Origin of the sequence: Bacillus sp. DNRA2, from assembly GCF_012843265.1 — a bacterium.
Taxonomy (GTDB): domain Bacteria; phylum Bacillota; class Bacilli; order Bacillales; family Cytobacillaceae; genus Bacillus_BU.
In genome coordinates, this window is sequence record NZ_JABAIT010000034.1 from 13,402 (window position 1) to 30,848 (window position 17,447).

Here is a 17,447-nt window from a genome sequence, read left to right on the forward strand (position 1 = left end):
GCATGATTCAAAGAACGATAGCGCAAATTGAAAAAATGATTTCGGTTCATAATGATATAAGCGGAATCAGCTCGATTGACATCAATGGTGTTTGCATTGATACACGAAAGATTACGAAAGGTAACTTGTTTGTTCCGTTTAAAGGGGAGAAAACTGACGGGCATCAATATGTTGAAGCGGCCCTGGGGCAAGGGGCTGCAGCTGCATTGTGGCAAAAGGATGTGCCGAACCCTCCACTACATTTACCTGTTATCGTTGTTGAGGATACTTTAGTTGCGCTTCAGGAGCTTGCACGCAGCTATCGAAATCAATTAACACAGTTAAAGGTAATTGGGATTACGGGAAGCAATGGTAAAACAACGACTAAAGATATTACTGCCAATTTAATGGCGCTCCAATATAAGGTCCAAAAAACAGAAGGCAATTATAATAATCATCTAGGTTTGCCATTAACTGTACTGAATCTTGATGAGGACACTGATATCGCGATTCTAGAAATGGGCATGAGCGCACGTGGAGAAATTCAGTTTTTAACAGAACTAGCTCGCCCCCATGCTGTGATGATCACAAATATTGGTGAATCCCATTTGCTGGATCTCGGTTCACGCGCAGGAATCGCAGAAGCAAAGCTTGAGATTATTGCTGGGTTAGAAGACAACGGTTTAGTCGTTTATAACGGGGATGAGCCATTATTGCGTGAGCGTATGGTGGACTATCAAGGCCATGTCAAAACGTTTGGTCGCAATCAGGACAATGATTTATATCCGGTTGGGATTACTTCAACAGCTCAGGGTAATGTCTTTTCTGTTAACGGATTAGATCAAGAGTTTTCTTTACCTGTTTTAGGCACACATAATGTCTTAAACGCCTTAGCAGCGATGCTGGTTGCTAATCATTTCGGTGTTCCGTTTGCGAGGATGAATGAAGGTTTTGCTTCGTTAAAGCTCACTAATATGCGAATGGAGCTAGTGAATGGCAAAAATGGTGAAAAGATCATTAATGATGCCTATAATGCGAGTCCAACATCGATGAAAGCAGCGATTGAGCTAATCAACAATCTCAAGGGCTATCAGCAAAAAATTCTCGTGCTTGGCGATATGCTTGAGCTAGGTCCGCAGGAAGTCGAATTCCATCGGGAAGTTGGAGCGATGGTTAACCCGCAGGAAATTGATCTTGTGTTTACTTATGGTCAGCTTGGTCGCGAGATCGCCGAAGGAGCTAAAACGGTTCTTCAAGGAGATCGTGTCAAATCATTTACCGATAAAACGGAATTAACCAAAGAACTAATAAAATACACAAATCAAGAAACACTAATCCTAATCAAAGCATCAAGAGGAATGAAACTAGAAGAAATCGCTACTGCACTACAGTAAAGCGGTGGGGGACAGTCCCCCATTGCTTTAGAGTGGTAAAGTAGGAGAGGTGGACAGGCGTGGATAAGAAGCGAGTTATTGTTGTTGGTGGTGGAATTACGGGGTTAGCTGCTGCGTATTATTTGCAGAAGGAAGCGAGCGAGAAGTCACTTCCGCTTGATGTTACCCTAATTGAAGCAAGTGATCGTGTTGGAGGGGTAATTCAAACGGTTAAGAAGGATGGCTTTGTAGTCGAAAAAGGTCCCGATTCAATCATTTTCCGGAAATCAAGTGGGATTCAATTAATAGAAGAGTTAGGCTTAAAAGATAAGGTTATTTCCAACACAGCTGGAAAATCTTATATCCTCGTTAAGGGGAAATTACATACGATGCCCGAGGGCTCCTTTATGGGGATACCGACCAGAGTGACTCCGTTTGCGGTATCAGGTTTATTTTCACCACTTGGAAAGTTACGGGCAGCAGCCGACTTTGTGCTTCCTAAGGGGCAACCACAAAAAGATCAATCATTAGGCAAGTTTTTCCGAAGAAGACTAGGAAATGAAGTGGTTGAAAATTTAATCGAGCCACTATTGGCTGGAATTTATGCCGGTGATATTGATAATTTAAGCCTCATGTCGTTGTTTCCGAACTTCTATGAAATGGAGCAGGAACATCGCAGTCTCGTGATTGGTTTGAAAAAAACGATGCCAAAGCCGCCAAAACCAGCGGGAAATGCTAAGAAACAGCCAGCCCGGAAAGGAATGTTCATTTCCCTAACAACTGGACTTGAGGAAATTGTGGTTCAACTTGAAAAGCGTTTAGGCGAGGCAATTGTAAAAGGTACAGCCGTTACAAAGATTGCACCTAGCGCGAATGGCGAAGGCTATCAGGTGATATTAGCTAATGGAAAGGTCGAAGAGGCTGACAGTGTCATTGTCACAACAGATCATTTCCACGCTCAGCAAATGCTTTCAGATTATTCATTTATGGATGTCTTTAAAGCAATGCCGTCGACTTCGGTTGCCAATGTGGCAATGGCCTTCCCGAAATCAGCCATCAAGCAGGATATTGACGGCTCAGGGTTTGTTGTTTCGCGCAATAGTGATTTCCGGATTACGGCGTGTACTTGGACGCACAAAAAATGGCCAGGCTCTACCCCGGAAGGAATGGCATTATTGCGTTGTTACGTCGGAAAACCGGATGACCAAGATGCGGTAAACCTTAGCGATGAAGAAATCGTTAAGCTGGTTTTAACTGATTTAAACAAAACAATGAATATTACTGAACAGCCATTATTCCATGTCATTACGAGATGGCATAACACGATGCCACAATATACGGTTGGGCATAAGGAGCGAATGGAGAAGGTTAAAGCAGGTCTCACTACTGAACTCCCTGGTGTGTATCTTGCCGGCGCTTCATTTGAAGGAGTCGGAATTCCTGATTGCATCACGCAAGGAAAAGGCGCGGTAAGTAAGGTCCTTGATTTTCTAACAAAATAACCAAACTAAGCGGTCCATCATAATGATGGCCGCTTTTTTATTAGGCTGTGTTTTAAGGAAGAATGATGATATTTTCAGTGTTGATTGGAGTGGAGGGCGCGAAGACTCCTGCGGGAGCAGCGGGACAGGTGAGACCCCGCAGGCGCAAAAGGCGCCGAGGAGGCTCACCGCCCGCCCCGCGGAAAGCGAAGCGCCCGGAGCGGAAATCAACAGCCATATTTATTACAGCCCTTCATGGAAAGAAACGAATCAATCAAAGCAGATATGGTAAAATTACAATTGAGGAAATGGTACGGTTTACCGTAACGAATGGTTGGGTGGTGAAGGAATTGATTGGTTGTTTATGCATACACGGCTTTACCGGTGCGCCGTTTGAAGTTGCCCCATTAGTTCAATATCTACAGGAACGAACAAACTGGCGTTTTGCTGTGCCGACATTGCCAGGGCATGGTGAAACATTAGAGTTAAAAGGGATCCATTACGATGAGTGGCTTAACCATGCTGACAAAGCGCTCCAAGGTCTAATGGAAACGTGCGATACTATCTATGTGATTGGCTTTTCAATGGGTGGCTTAATCGCCAGCTATCTTGCTGCGCGGTATGCAATTGACAAACTTGTGCTCTTAAGTGCAGCTGCGTATTATGTTAACCCCAAACAGCTCGCGCTTGATATGAAGGAAATGCTGAAGGACTCGTTTAAGGGGAGATTAGCGGATAACGAATTGTACCTCCGCTATAAACGAAAAATTACGCAAACGCCTATCAGTGCGACCTTTCAATTCCGAACATTAGTTACAAAGGTTAGACCGCTATTAAGTGGAATAAATAGTCCTACTTTTATCGCTCAAGGTGAATGTGATGGCATAGTTCCGCCTAAAAGCGCTAAGTATCTGTACACCACCATTGGTGCTGAGCAAAAAAAGCTGATCTTTTATCAGAATGCCAAACACTTAATTTGCCATAGTGACGAGCGGGAAAAGCTGTTTCGTGAGGTATTTGAATTTTTACAAAAATAATCAAGAAAACCCACGTTCACACGAAAAAAATATTTCTGATTATTTAGACAAAATTTAACCCAATCTGACAAATTATCGTAAAATAATCAATCCTTCGCACTTGAAAATGCTAAATCCACAGTTTGGGTCGAAATCCAATTAATTGCATTTACTTAGGTAAAGTGTTAAGATTATCATCATAGTAGCAGGTCTAAATGCCAACAACCAGACATGATCCAATCGGAGAATGTCTTTTTTTGAGAAAAATATTTCCTCGCTAAATGAAATTGTTTATATAACAATAATAAGATATGAAACTTTACATGTTTAATGGAATAAAAGGAGATTGAATAAATTGACAATGTTTCAAGATTTGGGCCTAAGCCCAGCAATGATGAAATCAATAAAAAAAATGGGTTTTGAGGAAGCAACACCAATTCAGGCGCAAACCATCCCGTTAAGCTTAGAAAACAAGGATTTAATTGGACAAGCTCAAACAGGAACGGGAAAAACGGCAGCGTTTGGAATTCCGCTCATTGAGAAGATTAATAAGGATGTTGAAGCGATTCAAGGGATTGTAGTTGCCCCAACTAGAGAACTTGCGATCCAAGTATCGGAAGAGCTTTATAAAATTGGGTACGGCAAGAGAACTCGTGTATTGCCAATCTATGGTGGTCAGGACATCAATCGCCAAATTCGCGCTTTGAAAAAAAATCCCCACATTATCGTTGGTACACCTGGTCGTTTAATCGATCATATTAACCGTAAAACACTTCGCTTAGATCAAGTTCATACTGCGATCCTTGATGAAGCAGACGAAATGCTTAATATGGGCTTTATTGAAGATATCGAAGCGATTCTGGCACAAATTCCAACCGAGCGTCAAACCTTGCTTTTTTCAGCAACGATGCCAGCGCCAATCCAAAAAATTGCTGAAACGTTTATGAGAGACCCGCAAATCGTACGGGTGAAAACGAAAGAAGTAACTGTTTCGTCTGTTGAACAATTTTATGTAGAAGTTCAAGAGCGCAACAAATTTGATGTGCTGACAAGATTATTGGACATTCAATCACCTGAGCTTGCCATCGTTTTTGGTCGCACAAAGCGTCGCGTTGATGAATTATCAGAAGCACTAAATTTGCGTGGCTATATGGCTGAAGGAATTCATGGCGATTTAAGCCAGGCGAAGCGCCTTTCCGTGTTGCGTAAATTTAAAGAGGGCTCAATCGATGTGCTTGTAGCAACCGATGTTGCAGCGCGCGGCTTAGATATTTCTGGTGTCACTCATGTATATAATTTTGATATTCCACAGGATCCAGAAAGCTATGTTCACCGAATCGGCCGTACAGGTCGTGCCGGAAAAACGGGTGTGGCGATGACTTTCGTAACCCATCGTGAAAAGTCCTATTTAGGTGTTGTAGAAAGAACAACTAAGAAGAAAATGGAGAAATTGGTTCCACCAACATTGGATCAAGCGCTCGAAGGACAGCAAAAGGCAGTCGTTGAAAAAATCCTTCAAACGATTGAAGCAAACAATTTACAGTACTATAAGCAAGCGGCCGACGAACTCCTTGATCAACAGGATCCAAGCACTGTGGTTGCTGCTGTATTGAAAATGTTAACGAAGGAGCCAGATACGACTCCAGTGAAATTAACCGAAGAAACACCGTTACCGCAAAAACGGGAACGTAAGCCGTTCGAACGCGACAACAACCGTAAAAACAATGATTATAATCGCAAAAAAGGGGCAACCAATCACCGCACTGGTGCAAAGCGAACACACCACCGCGATTCGAAGCCATCTAAAACATTTCGTTAATTCGTTCAAGAGTAGCGATGATATATCCTAATAATCAAATGATAAGCTGTTGAGCATACTCAACAGCTTTATTTTTGTAGTTTTTGATGAATTTTTGGTAAATTCTTACACATTTAGACAAATTTCTGTATACTAAGTGTATGTGTATTGCTAAATTGTTAGAACACTGAATTAGGGGGGATGGATGATTGATTAGGGAGCTGCAAACGAGAATTTCGCAACGAGCATTAACTGTCTGGAAAATACATGGTGCGATCCATGCATTTGACCTCATCCTAGTATCTGGAAGTACGATTCCGTTGACACTTTTTTTCGATTGGCCGTTATGGATTATTCCAGCTACGATGGGACCGGCCCTTTTGCTTTCGTATTTTTTCATTTGGGTATGGCCGAAATTGAAGTGGCGCAGATGGCGCTATGAGGTAAGGGAGACGGAGATTGAGCTACAACACGGTGTTATTTTTACCAAAAGGACATTAGTACCGATGATTCGTGTTCAGCATGTTGATACGAACCAAGGCCCGATTTTAAAAAAATATAACTTAGCAACAGTCGAAATCTCAACTGCCGCAACTGTACATAAGATTCCCGCGCTTGACCTTAACGAGGCAGAGGAGCTTCGCTACTACATTGGAAAATTAACAAAGGTGGCCGATGAGGATGTCTAAGCCACTACGACTTCATCCTATTGCTGCAGTGTCTTCTTTTTTGAAGCAATTAAAGGAAATGATTTTTCCGATTATTGCCTCTACAGCGTTTGGTGGGGGAATCAAGGAATGGAGCGCACTGTTCATTCCGATAGGCCTCGTCACATTTGCTTTGATCTATGGCGTTTTAACCTGGCTTCGCTATACATACCGAATTGAAGAAGACGAGCTCCGAATTGAGTCTGGAATTTTTGTCCGAAAAAAACGTTATATTCCGTTTGAACGAATCCAAAACTTGAATCAAACAGAAGGAATCCTCCATAGACCTTTCCACTTGGTTAAATTGAAGGTTGAGACGGCCGCACAAGCTAGCAAAAATGAAGCAGAGGCAGAGCTTGCAGCTATTTCAAAGGAAGAGGCAGACCGAATTCAACAAATCTTTACTTCGATTAAAACTGGAGAATCAAGCCCAGAAATGATGAATCAGGCTCAAACTGCTGCTGATGAGCTCATCTACAAAATATCGCCACAAGAGTTGATGGTGTTAGCGTGTACGTCAGGAGGAGTAGGGGTTATCATTTCAGCGATTATTGCCATCGTATCGCAATTTAATGAAATGATACCTTATGAGCGGTTGTTTCATCGCTTCGAGAATATTATTGCCAATGGGATTGTGTTTGTTAGCATCCTTGTTTTGATTGTATTTATTGCTGTTTGGATCCTCGCCTTAATTGGAACGCTGTTAAAATACGCTAACTTTACTGTTGTCAAAAATGGTGCTGATTTAGTCATTTCCAGAGGACTTATTGAAAAGCGAAAAATAACGATACCGTTTAAGCGGATTCAGGCAATTCGAATTTCGCAAAATATACTGCGACAGCCATTAGGGTTTGCGACAGTTTATTTAGAAAATGCCGGGGGTTCGTTTGATGAGAATGGCCTGACGCAAACGATGGTACTACCCTTGGTCCGACGGAATCGAATTGTAAATATTTTGCAGAAGTGGTTTCCGGATTATCAATTAGACGTTGAGCTGCTTGACGCACCTAAGCGAGCGTTACCAAGATATTTATCGAAGGGTTTGCTTAGTGTACTACCGATTATGATAATTGCTGTTTGGTTATTTCCGGTTTGGGGATGGTTCTCTGTGCTGCTGCTAGTCTTGATTAGTGGTCTTCAATATTGGTCCTTCCGCGACATCGGCTGGAATATTACTGGCAATCAGTTAACACTTCAATACCGTTCTTTAAACAAAAATATTGTTTTTTTTAAGAAAAATAAAGTCCAGGCACTCGAATACAAAGTAAGTTTCCTCCAGGCGAGAAAAAGTCTCGCTACTGTTAAAGCTACCGTTGTATCGGGAATCGCTGGGTCGCATGCTAAGGTAGTAGATATTGACAGCGAACATGCTCAGCAAATTTTCCAATGGTACTCACATGAAAAGAAGACCCTATCCGATTAAGGATAGGGTTTCGTTGTTGTTGTTTTATTAAAAACGGCTAAAAAAGCCTAATACGGCCAGGATGGCAATGATGCCCCAAATAATTAACTTTCCTTTCGAGGCTGAGCCAAGCCTGATTTTTGCAAAGGAGAATTTCCCCAATCTCATCTGACCTCCAGAAGTTCTCATGCCGAAACTCGGCTTGCTATGACGGTCATAATAGGCGATACTACCAATCATAAAACCGGCAATTAACCCGAAGACGTGAGCAGAAATGTTAATGTTTGGCTGAATGAAGGTCATGATCACACCAATGACTGTAATCGTTAAAATAATTTGCGAGTTTTGCTGGGACAACATATGCTTTCGGTAAACAATAATCGCAATATAAAACCCGAACAAAGCGAAAATCGCACCGCTTGAGCCAACATGGGTATAATATAGTGGATTTACGAAGTATGTAGCAATATTGGCGAGGATTCCTCCAGCTAAATAAAGCATCAAAAATTTCGTCTTGCCAAGCAAGCGTTCCAGGCCAGGACCAAATAAAACAAGTGAAAAGCTGTTAAATAACATATGTGCAAAGCCGCTGTGCAAAAACGTCGGTGTAATAAATCGCCATAGCTCACCCTCGGAGATGTACAGGTTTACCCCAGCTAATATTGAAAAGATATAATCGCCCGGGAAGAATGGTAGGGTAGTGACTAGATATAATAAAACATGTATGAGTATAATAGCAGTGACAATTGGATAATAACGAATAAACTGCTGGAAGCTTTCCGTTCTAAAAAACATAACGTCCTCCTTGAGAATGTGTAGAATAGCATGATTTTTATTAGGCTGTGTTGAAGTAGAATGCTGTTTTTTGGCAAAGTTGATTGGAGTGGAAGGCGCGAAGACTCCTGCGGGAGCAGCGGGACAGGTGAGACCCCACAGGCGCAAAAGCGCCGAGGAGGCTCACCGCCCGCCCCGCGGAAAGCGAAGCGCCTGTAACGGAAATCAACAGACTTGTTTAACACGGCCTACAATTAAAAGAAATATGACTGAGAGCTTTAGCTTTTTGTTTCATCATATCACTATCCAGTAAATTAATGTATCGGACAGCTTGTTCGTAGCTAATGTATGCACGTACTAATATAAATAGAAGGAAGCGAAATAATGATTGAAGGTATTGGAATCGATATTATTGAACTGCAGCGAATTAAAGAGCTGATGACCCGCCAACAAAAATTTATCGACCGTGTCCTCACCCCTGCGGAAAAAGATCGATATCTCACACTATCGGAGAGACGCAAAGTGGAATATGTAGCTGGGCGTTTTGCGGCTAAGGAGGCATTTTCAAAAGCGGTGGGCTCGGGGATTGGAGAGCGTCTCTCCTTCCACGATATAGAAATTTTTTCAGATAAATTTGGAAAGCCGTATATTGTTAAGCCATTTGCCGACGGTGTTCATCTGTCTATTTCTCACAGTGAACAATACGCAGTGGCTCAAGTGGTCATCGAAAAAACAAAGGAAAAACGTTAAGCTTGTCATCACCCCGGCATATTCCTCATGGTTGTCTCATATATTCATAGTGCGATAGGAGAGACAAGGCTAGGCGGCGGAAACATGGGCGTTAATTTGCGTCATTGTTTAATTCCGGGCTTGCTCTCTATTTCTTGAAGAATCATGAAGAATGAGACAGAAGGGGTTGACGTAATGAGGAAAAGCTGGTTGTTGCTTATCGCCGGGCTTTTGATGGTTTTGGTATTGGCTGCTTGTGGTCAAAAATCACAGCAGGATGTAGTTAAAGAGTTAGATGGGAAATTAGGAAAATTAACTGCTTATAAAGCGGACGCCAAAATGACGCTACAAATGGGAACGGAGCCGCAAACGTATGAGGTGGAGATTTGGCACAAGGATCCAACCTTCTATCGAGTTAACTTGAAAAATGCCAAAAAGGATCAGAGTCAGATGATTCTCCGCAATGATGAAGGTGTATTTGTCCTAACGCCAGCACTAAATAAGAGCTTCCGCTTCCAAAGTGATTGGCCACAAAACAGCAGCCAAGCGTATTTATACGAATCATTAATCAAAGATATTATTGAAGATAAAAACGCAAAATTTAAGGCAACAAAGACCCATTTTGTATTTGAAACGAAAACGCGTTATCAAAATAATAAAATGTTACCACTCCAAGAAATCACTATTAATAAAAAAGATTTATCACCGGTGAGTGTTAAGGTGATGGACTCTGATCGTAATGCCTTGGTCACCGTCGAGTTTACAAAGGTGAAGTTTGATGCTAGCTTTAACAAAAAAGATTTCGATATGCAAAAAAATATGACAGGCGCCCAACTAGAAGTACCGGTTATGGGAGATGTTAAGGATAAAGCATTTACGGTTAAATATCCGGAAGCTGAAATGCCTGGAGTTAGCCTTGTTAGTGAAAAAGAAATCAAAACAGAAAATGGAAAAAGAGTTGTGTTAACGTACGATGGGGAGAAATCATTTACGTTAGTACAGGAGAAGGCTGAAATTATGCCTGCATCTGCTTCGGCATCTTCTGCGCTTGGAGAACCAGTCGACCTTGGCTTTACAATCGGTGCTTTAACTGAAAATCAAATCACCTGGACTCATGAAGGTGTTGATTATATCATAGCCTCGAAGGATTTATCACCTGAAGAAATGACCGAGATTGCTCGAACTGTCCAAGGAAACGCAGTGAAATAACAAGAGTTCAATCAACAGGCTCGTACATCCGGGCCTGTTTTTTAGCGAAATCTAATCGATAAAGTTTTCATTGACATTAAAACTATACAGTTCGATAATCAACAATAGAACATTTTTACCGCATTAACGCAGCGGGGGACAGTCCCCCGCTGCGTTAAAGGGGTAAAGTGTATTCAGGATGGATATCCGGTGTATTGAAAGAGGAAGTGAATGGTGTGGAAGAGCAAGGGTTTTTTTATCGGGATACTTGGGCGGAAATTGATTTAGACCGCGTCAAAGCGAATGTAGAAGGATTAAGGAACCACCTGCCAGCTGATGTGGAGATTATTGCTGTTGTAAAGGCAAATGCTTATGGTCATGGTGATGTGCAAATTTCCAAAACTGCGCTTGCTTCAGGCGCCACCTATTTAGCTGTAGCCTTTTTGGATGAGGCGCTATCACTAAGAAGAAAAGGAATTACTGCGCCGATTCTCGTACTAGGAGCAAGTCGGCCGCAGGACGTATGCATTGCTGCCGAGCACCACATAGCTCTAACGGTATTCCAAACAGACTGGTTAACACAAGCGCAAAGTTACCTAAATACTACAGATCGATTAAAGATACACGTTAAGCTTGATACCGGGATGGGCCGAATTGGTATTCGCACAAATGAGGAACTACAAACTTTGGAGCGAATGATTAATAACGATAATAGACTTGAATTCGAAGGTGTATTTACTCATTTTTCAACTGCGGATGAAATCAATACGGACTATTTCCAACTGCAATTTACACGGTTTCAAGCAATGGTTTCCGAGCTAGCCAAGCAGCCAAAATACATTCATTGCAGCAATAGTGCAGCATCACTAAGATTTTCTGAGGCTAACTTTAATGCGGTTCGAATGGGAATCTCAATGTACGGTTTGACGCCATCTTTAGATATTGAGCCAGAATTGCCGTTCCCATTACATGAAGCATTTTCGTTGCATTCGCAGTTAATCCATGTGAAAAAGCTCCATAAGGGTGATAAAGTCAGCTATGGTGCTACCTACGAAGCTTGTGAAGATGAATGGATTGGCACAATCCCAATTGGTTATGCCGATGGTTGGATTCGGAAGTTGAAAGGGCAGGAAGTCTTGATAAATGGAAAAAGAATGCCAATCGTTGGTCGGATTTGCATGGACCAGTGCATGATTAAATTACCGCACAAATTTCCGATCGGAACAAAAGTAACTTTAATTGGCGAGCAAAATAATGAAGTAATCTCAGTAAATGAAATTGCTGCTCGTGCAGAAACAATTAATTATGAAATTCCATGCATCATTTCTAATCGTGTTCCGCGCATTTACAAACAAAATGGCGAAACTGTCTACGTTTATAATGCGATTGCCGACTAAAAAGCTATTTATTAGGAGATAATGAATAGGTGAAAAATAATAAATTGTTTTTCTGATAGATTATTCCAAGGGAAAACGAATAGCCTTTGCTTTCTGGATAAATAGTGGTAATATATAAAAGGGATAGAGATAAAAATGGTGTGTAGTGATGGTGGAGGTGTATGTTTGTGTCTGAATCCAGCGCAACAACAGAGATAATGGTAAAATTACCGCAACATCTTTTAACCGAGTTGGATGGTTTTGTAAAACAGGAAAACGTTAATCGTAGTGAATTTATTTATCAAGCCACGAAGATGTACCTTCGCGAAAGAAAGAAAAGACAGATTCGTGAGTCGATGAGACGCGGCTATATGGAAATGGCCAAAATCAATCTAACGATAGCTTCGGAAATGTTTCAAGCAGAATATGAGGCAGAACACACAGTAGAACGCCTAGTAAGCGGAGGGTAATCTCTTGATTGTGAAACGTGGTGACGTTTATTTTGCAGACCTTTCCCCAGTTGTTGGCTCAGAGCAAGGCGGCGTTCGTCCTGTGCTTGTCATTCAAAACGACATCGGGAATCGGTTCAGTCCCACAGTCATTGTTGCAGCCATAACCGCTCAAATACAAAAAGCAAAGCTGCCTACCCATGTTGAAATTGATGCGAAGCGTTACGGTTTTGAACGTGATTCGGTTATACTACTAGAACAAATTCGAACGATAGATAAACAGCGATTAACCGATAAAATTACCCATCTCGATGATGAAATGATGGATAAGGTTGATGATGCCTTGCAAGTAAGTTTAGGACTCATTGAATTTTAGAAAAAGGATTCACCTCATTTAATAGTTTTTCTGTCATGATTCAATTTTTATTAAAACTCTAAGAGAACGACGAACAATTCGTTTGTCGGTTCTTTACATAAAGATTCAGCACAAAGGCAAGCCTCCGGTGGGTTTGTCTTTTTTATTTTGGAGTGTTTGGGCGCGATGTGCGATGTACGGTTTGCGGTGTGCATGTCGTGCTACTCGTTTGCATAAGCAAATTCAAGTGTTGGTGATGGGACATAAAAGGCCTTATTTCGTAAAATTAGACTATTTTCCGATTCGAAGCGGACATAGAAGCCTTTATTATGGCTAAAATCACGCGATATTGCAGTTGTATAGTTAAATAGGGTCCTCTATGTCCGCAAAAAATCAAAAATTGCAATATTAATGCAAATAAGGACCCTTATGTCCCTAATAAATCCGGAAGCTCAACAAATGAGCCCACATTACAAAGAAAGGTGCAAGTTTGCTACAATAGATAATAATCCTAATGGAAAAATTAAGAATGTGGAGGACGTACGATTGGAACAAGTTATCGATAAACAAGAGCAATTTATTAAGCAAATTGCCACTGAGCAAGCGTTAAAACTAACTCAAGTCCGTAGCGTAATCAATCTTCATAATGAAGGCAACACCGTTCCGTTCATGGCTCGTTATCGGAAAGAAATGACGGGTGCATTAGATGAGGTCCAAATCCGTGATATTATCGAAAGATGGCAGTATATACAAAATCTTGAACAGCGCAAAGCAGAGGTCATTCGACTAATCGACGAACAGGAGAAGCTGACTCCTGAATTGCAGGTTCATATTGAACGGGCTACTAAACTCCAAGAAGTGGAGGACTTGTATCGCCCATATAAACAAAAACGACGGACCAAAGCAACGATTGCTAAGGAAAAGGGACTAGAGCCACTTGCTGAGTGGCTTATGACTTTCCCACAAACAGGTAATATCGACGAAAAGGCTACTGAATTCTTGTCGGAAGAAAAAGAGGTCCTTACAGCAGAGGATGCTCTAGCTGGTGCGAAGGATATTATCGCTGAATGGATTTCAGACGATCCGGAAAGTCGTAAGTGGATTCGCCACGAGACTGTTAAAGCTGGAATGATTGAAACCTCAGTAAAGGATAAGGAAAAAGACGAGAAAAATGTATATGAAATGTATTACCAATACGAAGAGCCTGTTCAAAAAATTGTTCCTCATCGTGTGTTAGCGGTAAATCGCGGTGAAAAGGAAGATATCATTCGCGTAGCGGTCAAACCAAATGTGGAAGCAATCCAGACTTATTTAATCAAAAAATGGATAAAAAACCCCAATTCAATAACAGTATCAATAGTTACAGAAGCGATAGAGGATGGGTACAAGCGTCTTATCCAGCCTTCAATTGAACGCGAAATTCGCAGTGAACTTACCGAAAAGGCCGAGGGACAAGCGATTCATATTTTTTCGGAAAACTTGCGTAATCTTTTACTTCAACCACCGTTAAAAGGAAAAATTGTGCTTGGTTTAGACCCAGCCTACCGTACGGGCTGTAAACTAGCAGTTGTTGATGAGACAGGCAAAGTTCTTGCTATTGATGTTATCTATCCGCATCCACCTGTTTTGAAACAAAAAGAAGCCAAGGAGAAATTCATTTCTATTTTAGAAAAATATAAAATTGAAATGGTTGCAATTGGTAATGGAACAGCATCCCGAGAATCCGAGCAATTTGTTGCTGATATTTTAAAGGAAATGAAGGATGAAACTTTCTATTTAATCGTTAACGAAGCAGGTGCTAGTGTGTACTCAGCGTCCGATCTAGCTCGTGAAGAATTTCCTGATTTCAAGGTCGAGGAGCGAAGCGCTGTTTCGATTGCCCGACGACTTCAGGATCCATTAGCTGAATTGGTTAAAATTGATCCTAAATCAGTTGGCGTAGGTCAATATCAACATGATGTTTCCCAAAAGAAACTATCTGAATCATTGACCTTCGTTGTTGAAACAGCTGTAAACCAAGTCGGGGTAAATGTTAATACTGCCTCATCTTCGTTACTTCAATATGTGGCAGGTCTTTCAAAAACGGTAGCCAATAATATTATTAAAAAGCGCGAAGAGGAAGGTAAAATTTCCAACCGAACACAGTTGAAAAAAATCCCACGTCTTGGTGCGAAAACGTATGAACAAGCGATTGGGTTTTTACGTGTAGTCGATGGGGACGAGCCTTTAGACCGGACCGGAATTCACCCGGAAAGCTATAAAGAAGTAAAACAATTATTGGCAAGCTTAGGATTTAAAACGGCTGATTTAGGAAGTGAAGAACTGAAATCAGCCTTATCAAAGCTAGATATTAAGCAAACGGCCGAAGAGCTCGAAATGGGTGAGCTTACTTTACACGATATCGTCGATGCATTGATGAGACCGGAGCGGGATCCTCGTGATGAGCTTCCGGCACCATTATTGAAGAAAGATGTTCTAAAGATGGAAGATTTAAAAACTGGAATGGAACTGCAAGGAACCGTTCGAAACGTCGTCGATTTTGGAGCATTTGTGGATATTGGCGTAAAGCAAGACGGTTTAGTTCATATTTCAAAACTAAGCAAGCGTTTTGTCAAACACCCACTGGACATCGTTTCTGTCGGAGATGTTGTCACTGTTTGGGTGGATGGAGTCGATGTCAATAAAGGCCGAGTTTCATTGACTATGCTTCCGCCGAATGAATGATTCTAACTGATGCAAAACACCGCTTGTTAAGAGCGGTGTTTTTTTCTGTATAAAAACCAGCATTGGTTCAATAGTTTTACTTGATAACGATTTTTTTCATAAAATGCACGTTGCATTTGTTTTTGAAACCAGGTCGGCATAAATACAACCTCCCGAATCGTATTTCTTTGAAATAATATATGTTATAATAGTTTGTCATGTTCGATGATTGAGGAGGGTTGTTTGGATTGGATAATAAAAAGCTGCAGAAATTAGTTGAGGACATTTCGATTCAATTTTTTCAGAAGCCATTCAGACATCTTGCTCTTTTTAATCCAAGATTGCGTTCCACAGGTGGCCGATATCTTTTAGGAACTCACAATATCGAAATAAATAGAAAATATTTTGAGCAACTTGGAGAAACGGAGCTCTACGGAATTATTAAACATGAGCTGTGCCATTATCATCTTCATCTTGAAGGTAAGGGATACCAGCATCGCGATCCGGAGTTTAAGCAATTATTAAAGCAAGTAGGAGCACCAAGATTCTGTACACCGCTACCAGCAGTAAAGAGGACTGTGCAATCAAAGAAAATTTTAATATATGCCTGCAAAGAATGTGCGCAAATCTATAAACGAAAACGTGCAATCAATACAGCAAAGTATGTTTGTGGAAAATGCCGTGGGCAATTAGTAAAAGTAAAAGAGTTGACAAGCAGTTAATGCGATGTTATATTAATATTCCGCAGCGGATAATGATTCTGTTGCGAAGAAAAATAGTGTTGACAAATTGATTTGAAGTTTTTATAATAAATAAAGTCGATAAGATGATATCGATTTTTAAAAAATCAAAAGCTTCTATAATACTGTTCCGCAGTAGCTCAGTGGTAGAGCAATCGGCTGTTAACCGATCGGTCGTAGGTTCGAGTCCTACCTGCGGAGCCATTTATTTGGGGAAGTACTCAAGAGGCTGAAGAGGCGCCCCTGCTAAGGGTGTAGGTCGGGTAACCGGCGCGAGGGTTCAAATCCCTCCTTCTCCGCCATTTAATTTATATATTGGCCCCTTGGTCAAGCGGTTAAGACACCGCCCTTTCACGGCGGTAACACGGGTTCGAATCCCGTAGGGGTCATCGGCATATAGTTAGCTGGTTAAAAGCTGGCAAGGACGGTTTGCGGCTGGTTAACTATTTTATATGGTCCGGTAGTTCAGTTGGTTAGAATGCCTGCCTGTCACGCAGGAGGTCGCGGGTTCGAGTCCCGTCCGGACCGCCATTTATTTTCATATTGTTGGGCTATAGCCAAGCGGTAAGGCAACGGACTTTGACTCCGTCATTCGTAGGTTCGATCCCTGCTAGCCCAGCCATTTTTCGAGCCATTAGCTCAGTTGGTAGAGCATCTGACTTTTAATCAGAGGGTCGAAGGTTCGAGTCCTTCATGGCTCACCATTTATTGTTTTGTAAGTATGCGGGTGTGGCGGAATTGGCAGACGCACTAGACTTAGGATCTAGCGCCGCAAGGCGTGGGGGTTCGACTCCCTTCACCCGCACCATTATTTACCTGCTTTTAAGGATGAGTAATGGTGGTATCATAACGATTGTCGCTTTTTATAAATGCGGTCGTGGCGGAATGGCAGACGCGCTAGGTTGAGGGCCTAGTGGGGGCAACCCCGTGGAGGTTCAAGTCCTCTCGGCCGCACCAATATAAAAAAAGAGTTGACAACAACGTTCGATACTGATAAGATAATAAAGTTGTCATTTTAATTAGCGCCCGTAGCTCAATTGGATAGAGCGTCTGACTACGGATCAGAAGGTTATGGGTTCGACTCCTTTCGGGCGCGCCATATATCGGGAAGTAGCTCAGCTTGGTAGAGCACTTGGTTTGGGACCAAGGGGTCGCAGGTTCGAATCCTGTCTTCCCGACCATGAAATTTTTAATAAAATATGCGGGTGTAGTTTAGTGGTAAAACCACAGCCTTCCAAGCTGTTGTTGTGGGTTCGATTCCCATCACCCGCTCCAATTAATTGCTCTTTGAAAACTAAACAAACAAACGTCAACAATAAACAAATTATAGTGTGATTGACTTCGGTCAAAAACACTAGCCAACGTAACTTTTATGAG

The 17,447-nt window shown here is 41.7% G+C and carries 15 protein-coding genes and 11 tRNA genes; 24 read left to right on the forward strand and 2 right to left on the reverse strand.

Translation table 11 applies throughout. From position 1 onward, the window contains the following. Positions 1-2: 2 nt before the first annotated feature. The 6 genes from HHO41_RS19945 (at position 3) to HHO41_RS19970 (ending at position 7,777) form a co-directional block, all read left to right on the forward strand. The gene (locus HHO41_RS19945) at positions 3-1,373 is read left to right on the forward strand and encodes a UDP-N-acetylmuramoyl-tripeptide--D-alanyl-D-alanine ligase (protein WP_169102017.1); all 1,371 of its coding nucleotides are present in this window, start codon (positions 3-5) and stop codon (positions 1,371-1,373) included. Positions 1,374-1,432: 59 nt separating this feature from the next. After that, complete coding sequence (hemY, locus tag HHO41_RS19950) at positions 1,433-2,854, forward strand: protoporphyrinogen oxidase (protein WP_169102019.1); 1,422 nt, start codon at positions 1,433-1,435, stop codon at positions 2,852-2,854. A gap of 329 nt (positions 2,855-3,183) precedes the next feature. Next, on the forward strand, positions 3,184-3,870 hold the full coding sequence (locus tag HHO41_RS19955; RefSeq protein WP_211171256.1) for an alpha/beta hydrolase: 687 nt from the start codon (positions 3,184-3,186) through the stop codon (positions 3,868-3,870). 340 nt (positions 3,871-4,210) lie between these two features. After that, positions 4,211-5,668: a degradosome RNA helicase CshA gene (gene cshA / locus HHO41_RS19960; RefSeq protein ID WP_211171257.1), complete on the forward strand. Its 1,458-nt coding sequence runs from the start codon at positions 4,211-4,213 to the stop codon at positions 5,666-5,668. 188 nt (positions 5,669-5,856) lie between these two features. Further along, on the forward strand, positions 5,857-6,336 hold the full coding sequence (locus HHO41_RS19965) for a PH domain-containing protein (RefSeq protein WP_169102031.1): 480 nt from the start codon (positions 5,857-5,859) through the stop codon (positions 6,334-6,336). After that, on the forward strand, positions 6,329-7,777 hold the full coding sequence (locus tag HHO41_RS19970) for a PH domain-containing protein (protein WP_248278552.1): 1,449 nt from the start codon (positions 6,329-6,331) through the stop codon (positions 7,775-7,777). The genes HHO41_RS19965 and HHO41_RS19970 overlap by 8 nt, the downstream gene beginning before the upstream one ends. Positions 7,778-7,804: 27 nt before the next feature. Here the strand turns inward: HHO41_RS19970 and HHO41_RS19975 are convergent, their stop codons facing one another. Next, entirely contained in the window at positions 7,805-8,551 is a 747-nt protein-coding gene (locus tag HHO41_RS19975) for a rhomboid family intramembrane serine protease (RefSeq protein ID WP_169102044.1), read from the reverse strand. Positions 8,552-8,914: 363 nt separating this feature from the next. Here HHO41_RS19975 and acpS point away from each other — a divergent pair, with 363 nt between their 5' ends. From acpS to HHO41_RS20005, 6 genes are all read left to right on the forward strand, one after another. After that, complete coding sequence (gene acpS, locus HHO41_RS19980; protein WP_169102046.1) at positions 8,915-9,280, forward strand: holo-ACP synthase; 366 nt, start codon at positions 8,915-8,917, stop codon at positions 9,278-9,280. Positions 9,281-9,454: 174 nt separating this feature from the next. Next, complete coding sequence (locus tag HHO41_RS19985) at positions 9,455-10,468, forward strand: LolA family protein (protein ID WP_169102048.1); 1,014 nt, start codon at positions 9,455-9,457, stop codon at positions 10,466-10,468. Between the two features lie 215 nt (positions 10,469-10,683). Next, positions 10,684-11,844 carry an alanine racemase gene (gene alr, locus HHO41_RS19990; RefSeq protein WP_169102062.1) on the forward strand — a complete coding sequence of 387 codons (1,161 nt, stop codon included), beginning with the start codon at positions 10,684-10,686 and terminating at the stop codon, positions 11,842-11,844. Between the two features lie 167 nt (positions 11,845-12,011). Continuing rightward, positions 12,012-12,293, forward strand: coding sequence for a YlcI/YnfO family protein (locus HHO41_RS19995; RefSeq protein WP_169102050.1), 282 nt, complete (start codon positions 12,012-12,014; stop codon positions 12,291-12,293). A 4-nt stretch (positions 12,294-12,297) separates the two neighbouring features. Then, positions 12,298-12,648 (forward strand): type II toxin-antitoxin system endoribonuclease NdoA, encoded by a 351-nt coding sequence (gene ndoA / locus HHO41_RS20000; protein ID WP_147535908.1) that lies wholly within the window; start codon positions 12,298-12,300, stop codon positions 12,646-12,648. 525 nt (positions 12,649-13,173) lie between these two features. Continuing rightward, on the forward strand, positions 13,174-15,351 hold the full coding sequence (locus HHO41_RS20005) for a Tex family protein (RefSeq protein WP_169102052.1): 2,178 nt from the start codon (positions 13,174-13,176) through the stop codon (positions 15,349-15,351). Between the two features lie 26 nt (positions 15,352-15,377). Here the strand turns inward: HHO41_RS20005 and cmpA are convergent, their stop codons facing one another. Continuing rightward, positions 15,378-15,491, reverse strand: coding sequence for a cortex morphogenetic protein CmpA (gene cmpA, locus HHO41_RS20010; RefSeq protein ID WP_169102054.1), 114 nt, complete (start codon positions 15,489-15,491; stop codon positions 15,378-15,380). 87 nt (positions 15,492-15,578) lie between these two features. Between cmpA and HHO41_RS20015 the strand changes: the two genes are divergently transcribed. The 12 genes from HHO41_RS20015 (at position 15,579) to HHO41_RS20070 (ending at position 17,345) form a co-directional block, all read left to right on the forward strand. After that, the gene (locus HHO41_RS20015; RefSeq protein ID WP_169102056.1) at positions 15,579-16,052 is read left to right on the forward strand and encodes a SprT family protein; all 474 of its coding nucleotides are present in this window, start codon (positions 15,579-15,581) and stop codon (positions 16,050-16,052) included. Positions 16,053-16,199: 147 nt separating this feature from the next. Beyond that, positions 16,200-16,274, forward strand: a tRNA-Asn gene (locus HHO41_RS20020). 7 nt (positions 16,275-16,281) lie between these two features. After that, positions 16,282-16,372: transfer RNA gene (locus tag HHO41_RS20025), tRNA-Ser, on the forward strand. A 15-nt stretch (positions 16,373-16,387) separates the two neighbouring features. Beyond that, positions 16,388-16,459, forward strand: a tRNA-Glu gene (locus tag HHO41_RS20030). A 65-nt stretch (positions 16,460-16,524) separates the two neighbouring features. Continuing rightward, positions 16,525-16,601: transfer RNA gene (locus HHO41_RS20035), tRNA-Asp, on the forward strand. A 16-nt stretch (positions 16,602-16,617) separates the two neighbouring features. Next, positions 16,618-16,692 (forward strand) — tRNA-Gln (locus HHO41_RS20040). A 6-nt stretch (positions 16,693-16,698) separates the two neighbouring features. Beyond that, positions 16,699-16,774: transfer RNA gene (locus HHO41_RS20045), tRNA-Lys, on the forward strand. Positions 16,775-16,793: 19 nt separating this feature from the next. Next, positions 16,794-16,878: transfer RNA gene (locus tag HHO41_RS20050), tRNA-Leu, on the forward strand. A 63-nt stretch (positions 16,879-16,941) separates the two neighbouring features. Next, a tRNA-Leu gene (locus tag HHO41_RS20055) sits at positions 16,942-17,027 on the forward strand. A gap of 65 nt (positions 17,028-17,092) precedes the next feature. Next, positions 17,093-17,169 (forward strand) — tRNA-Arg (locus tag HHO41_RS20060). 5 nt (positions 17,170-17,174) lie between these two features. Beyond that, positions 17,175-17,251, forward strand: a tRNA-Pro gene (locus HHO41_RS20065). Positions 17,252-17,271: 20 nt separating this feature from the next. Continuing rightward, positions 17,272-17,345: transfer RNA gene (locus tag HHO41_RS20070), tRNA-Gly, on the forward strand. The last annotated feature ends 102 nt before the right edge of the window (positions 17,346-17,447 follow it).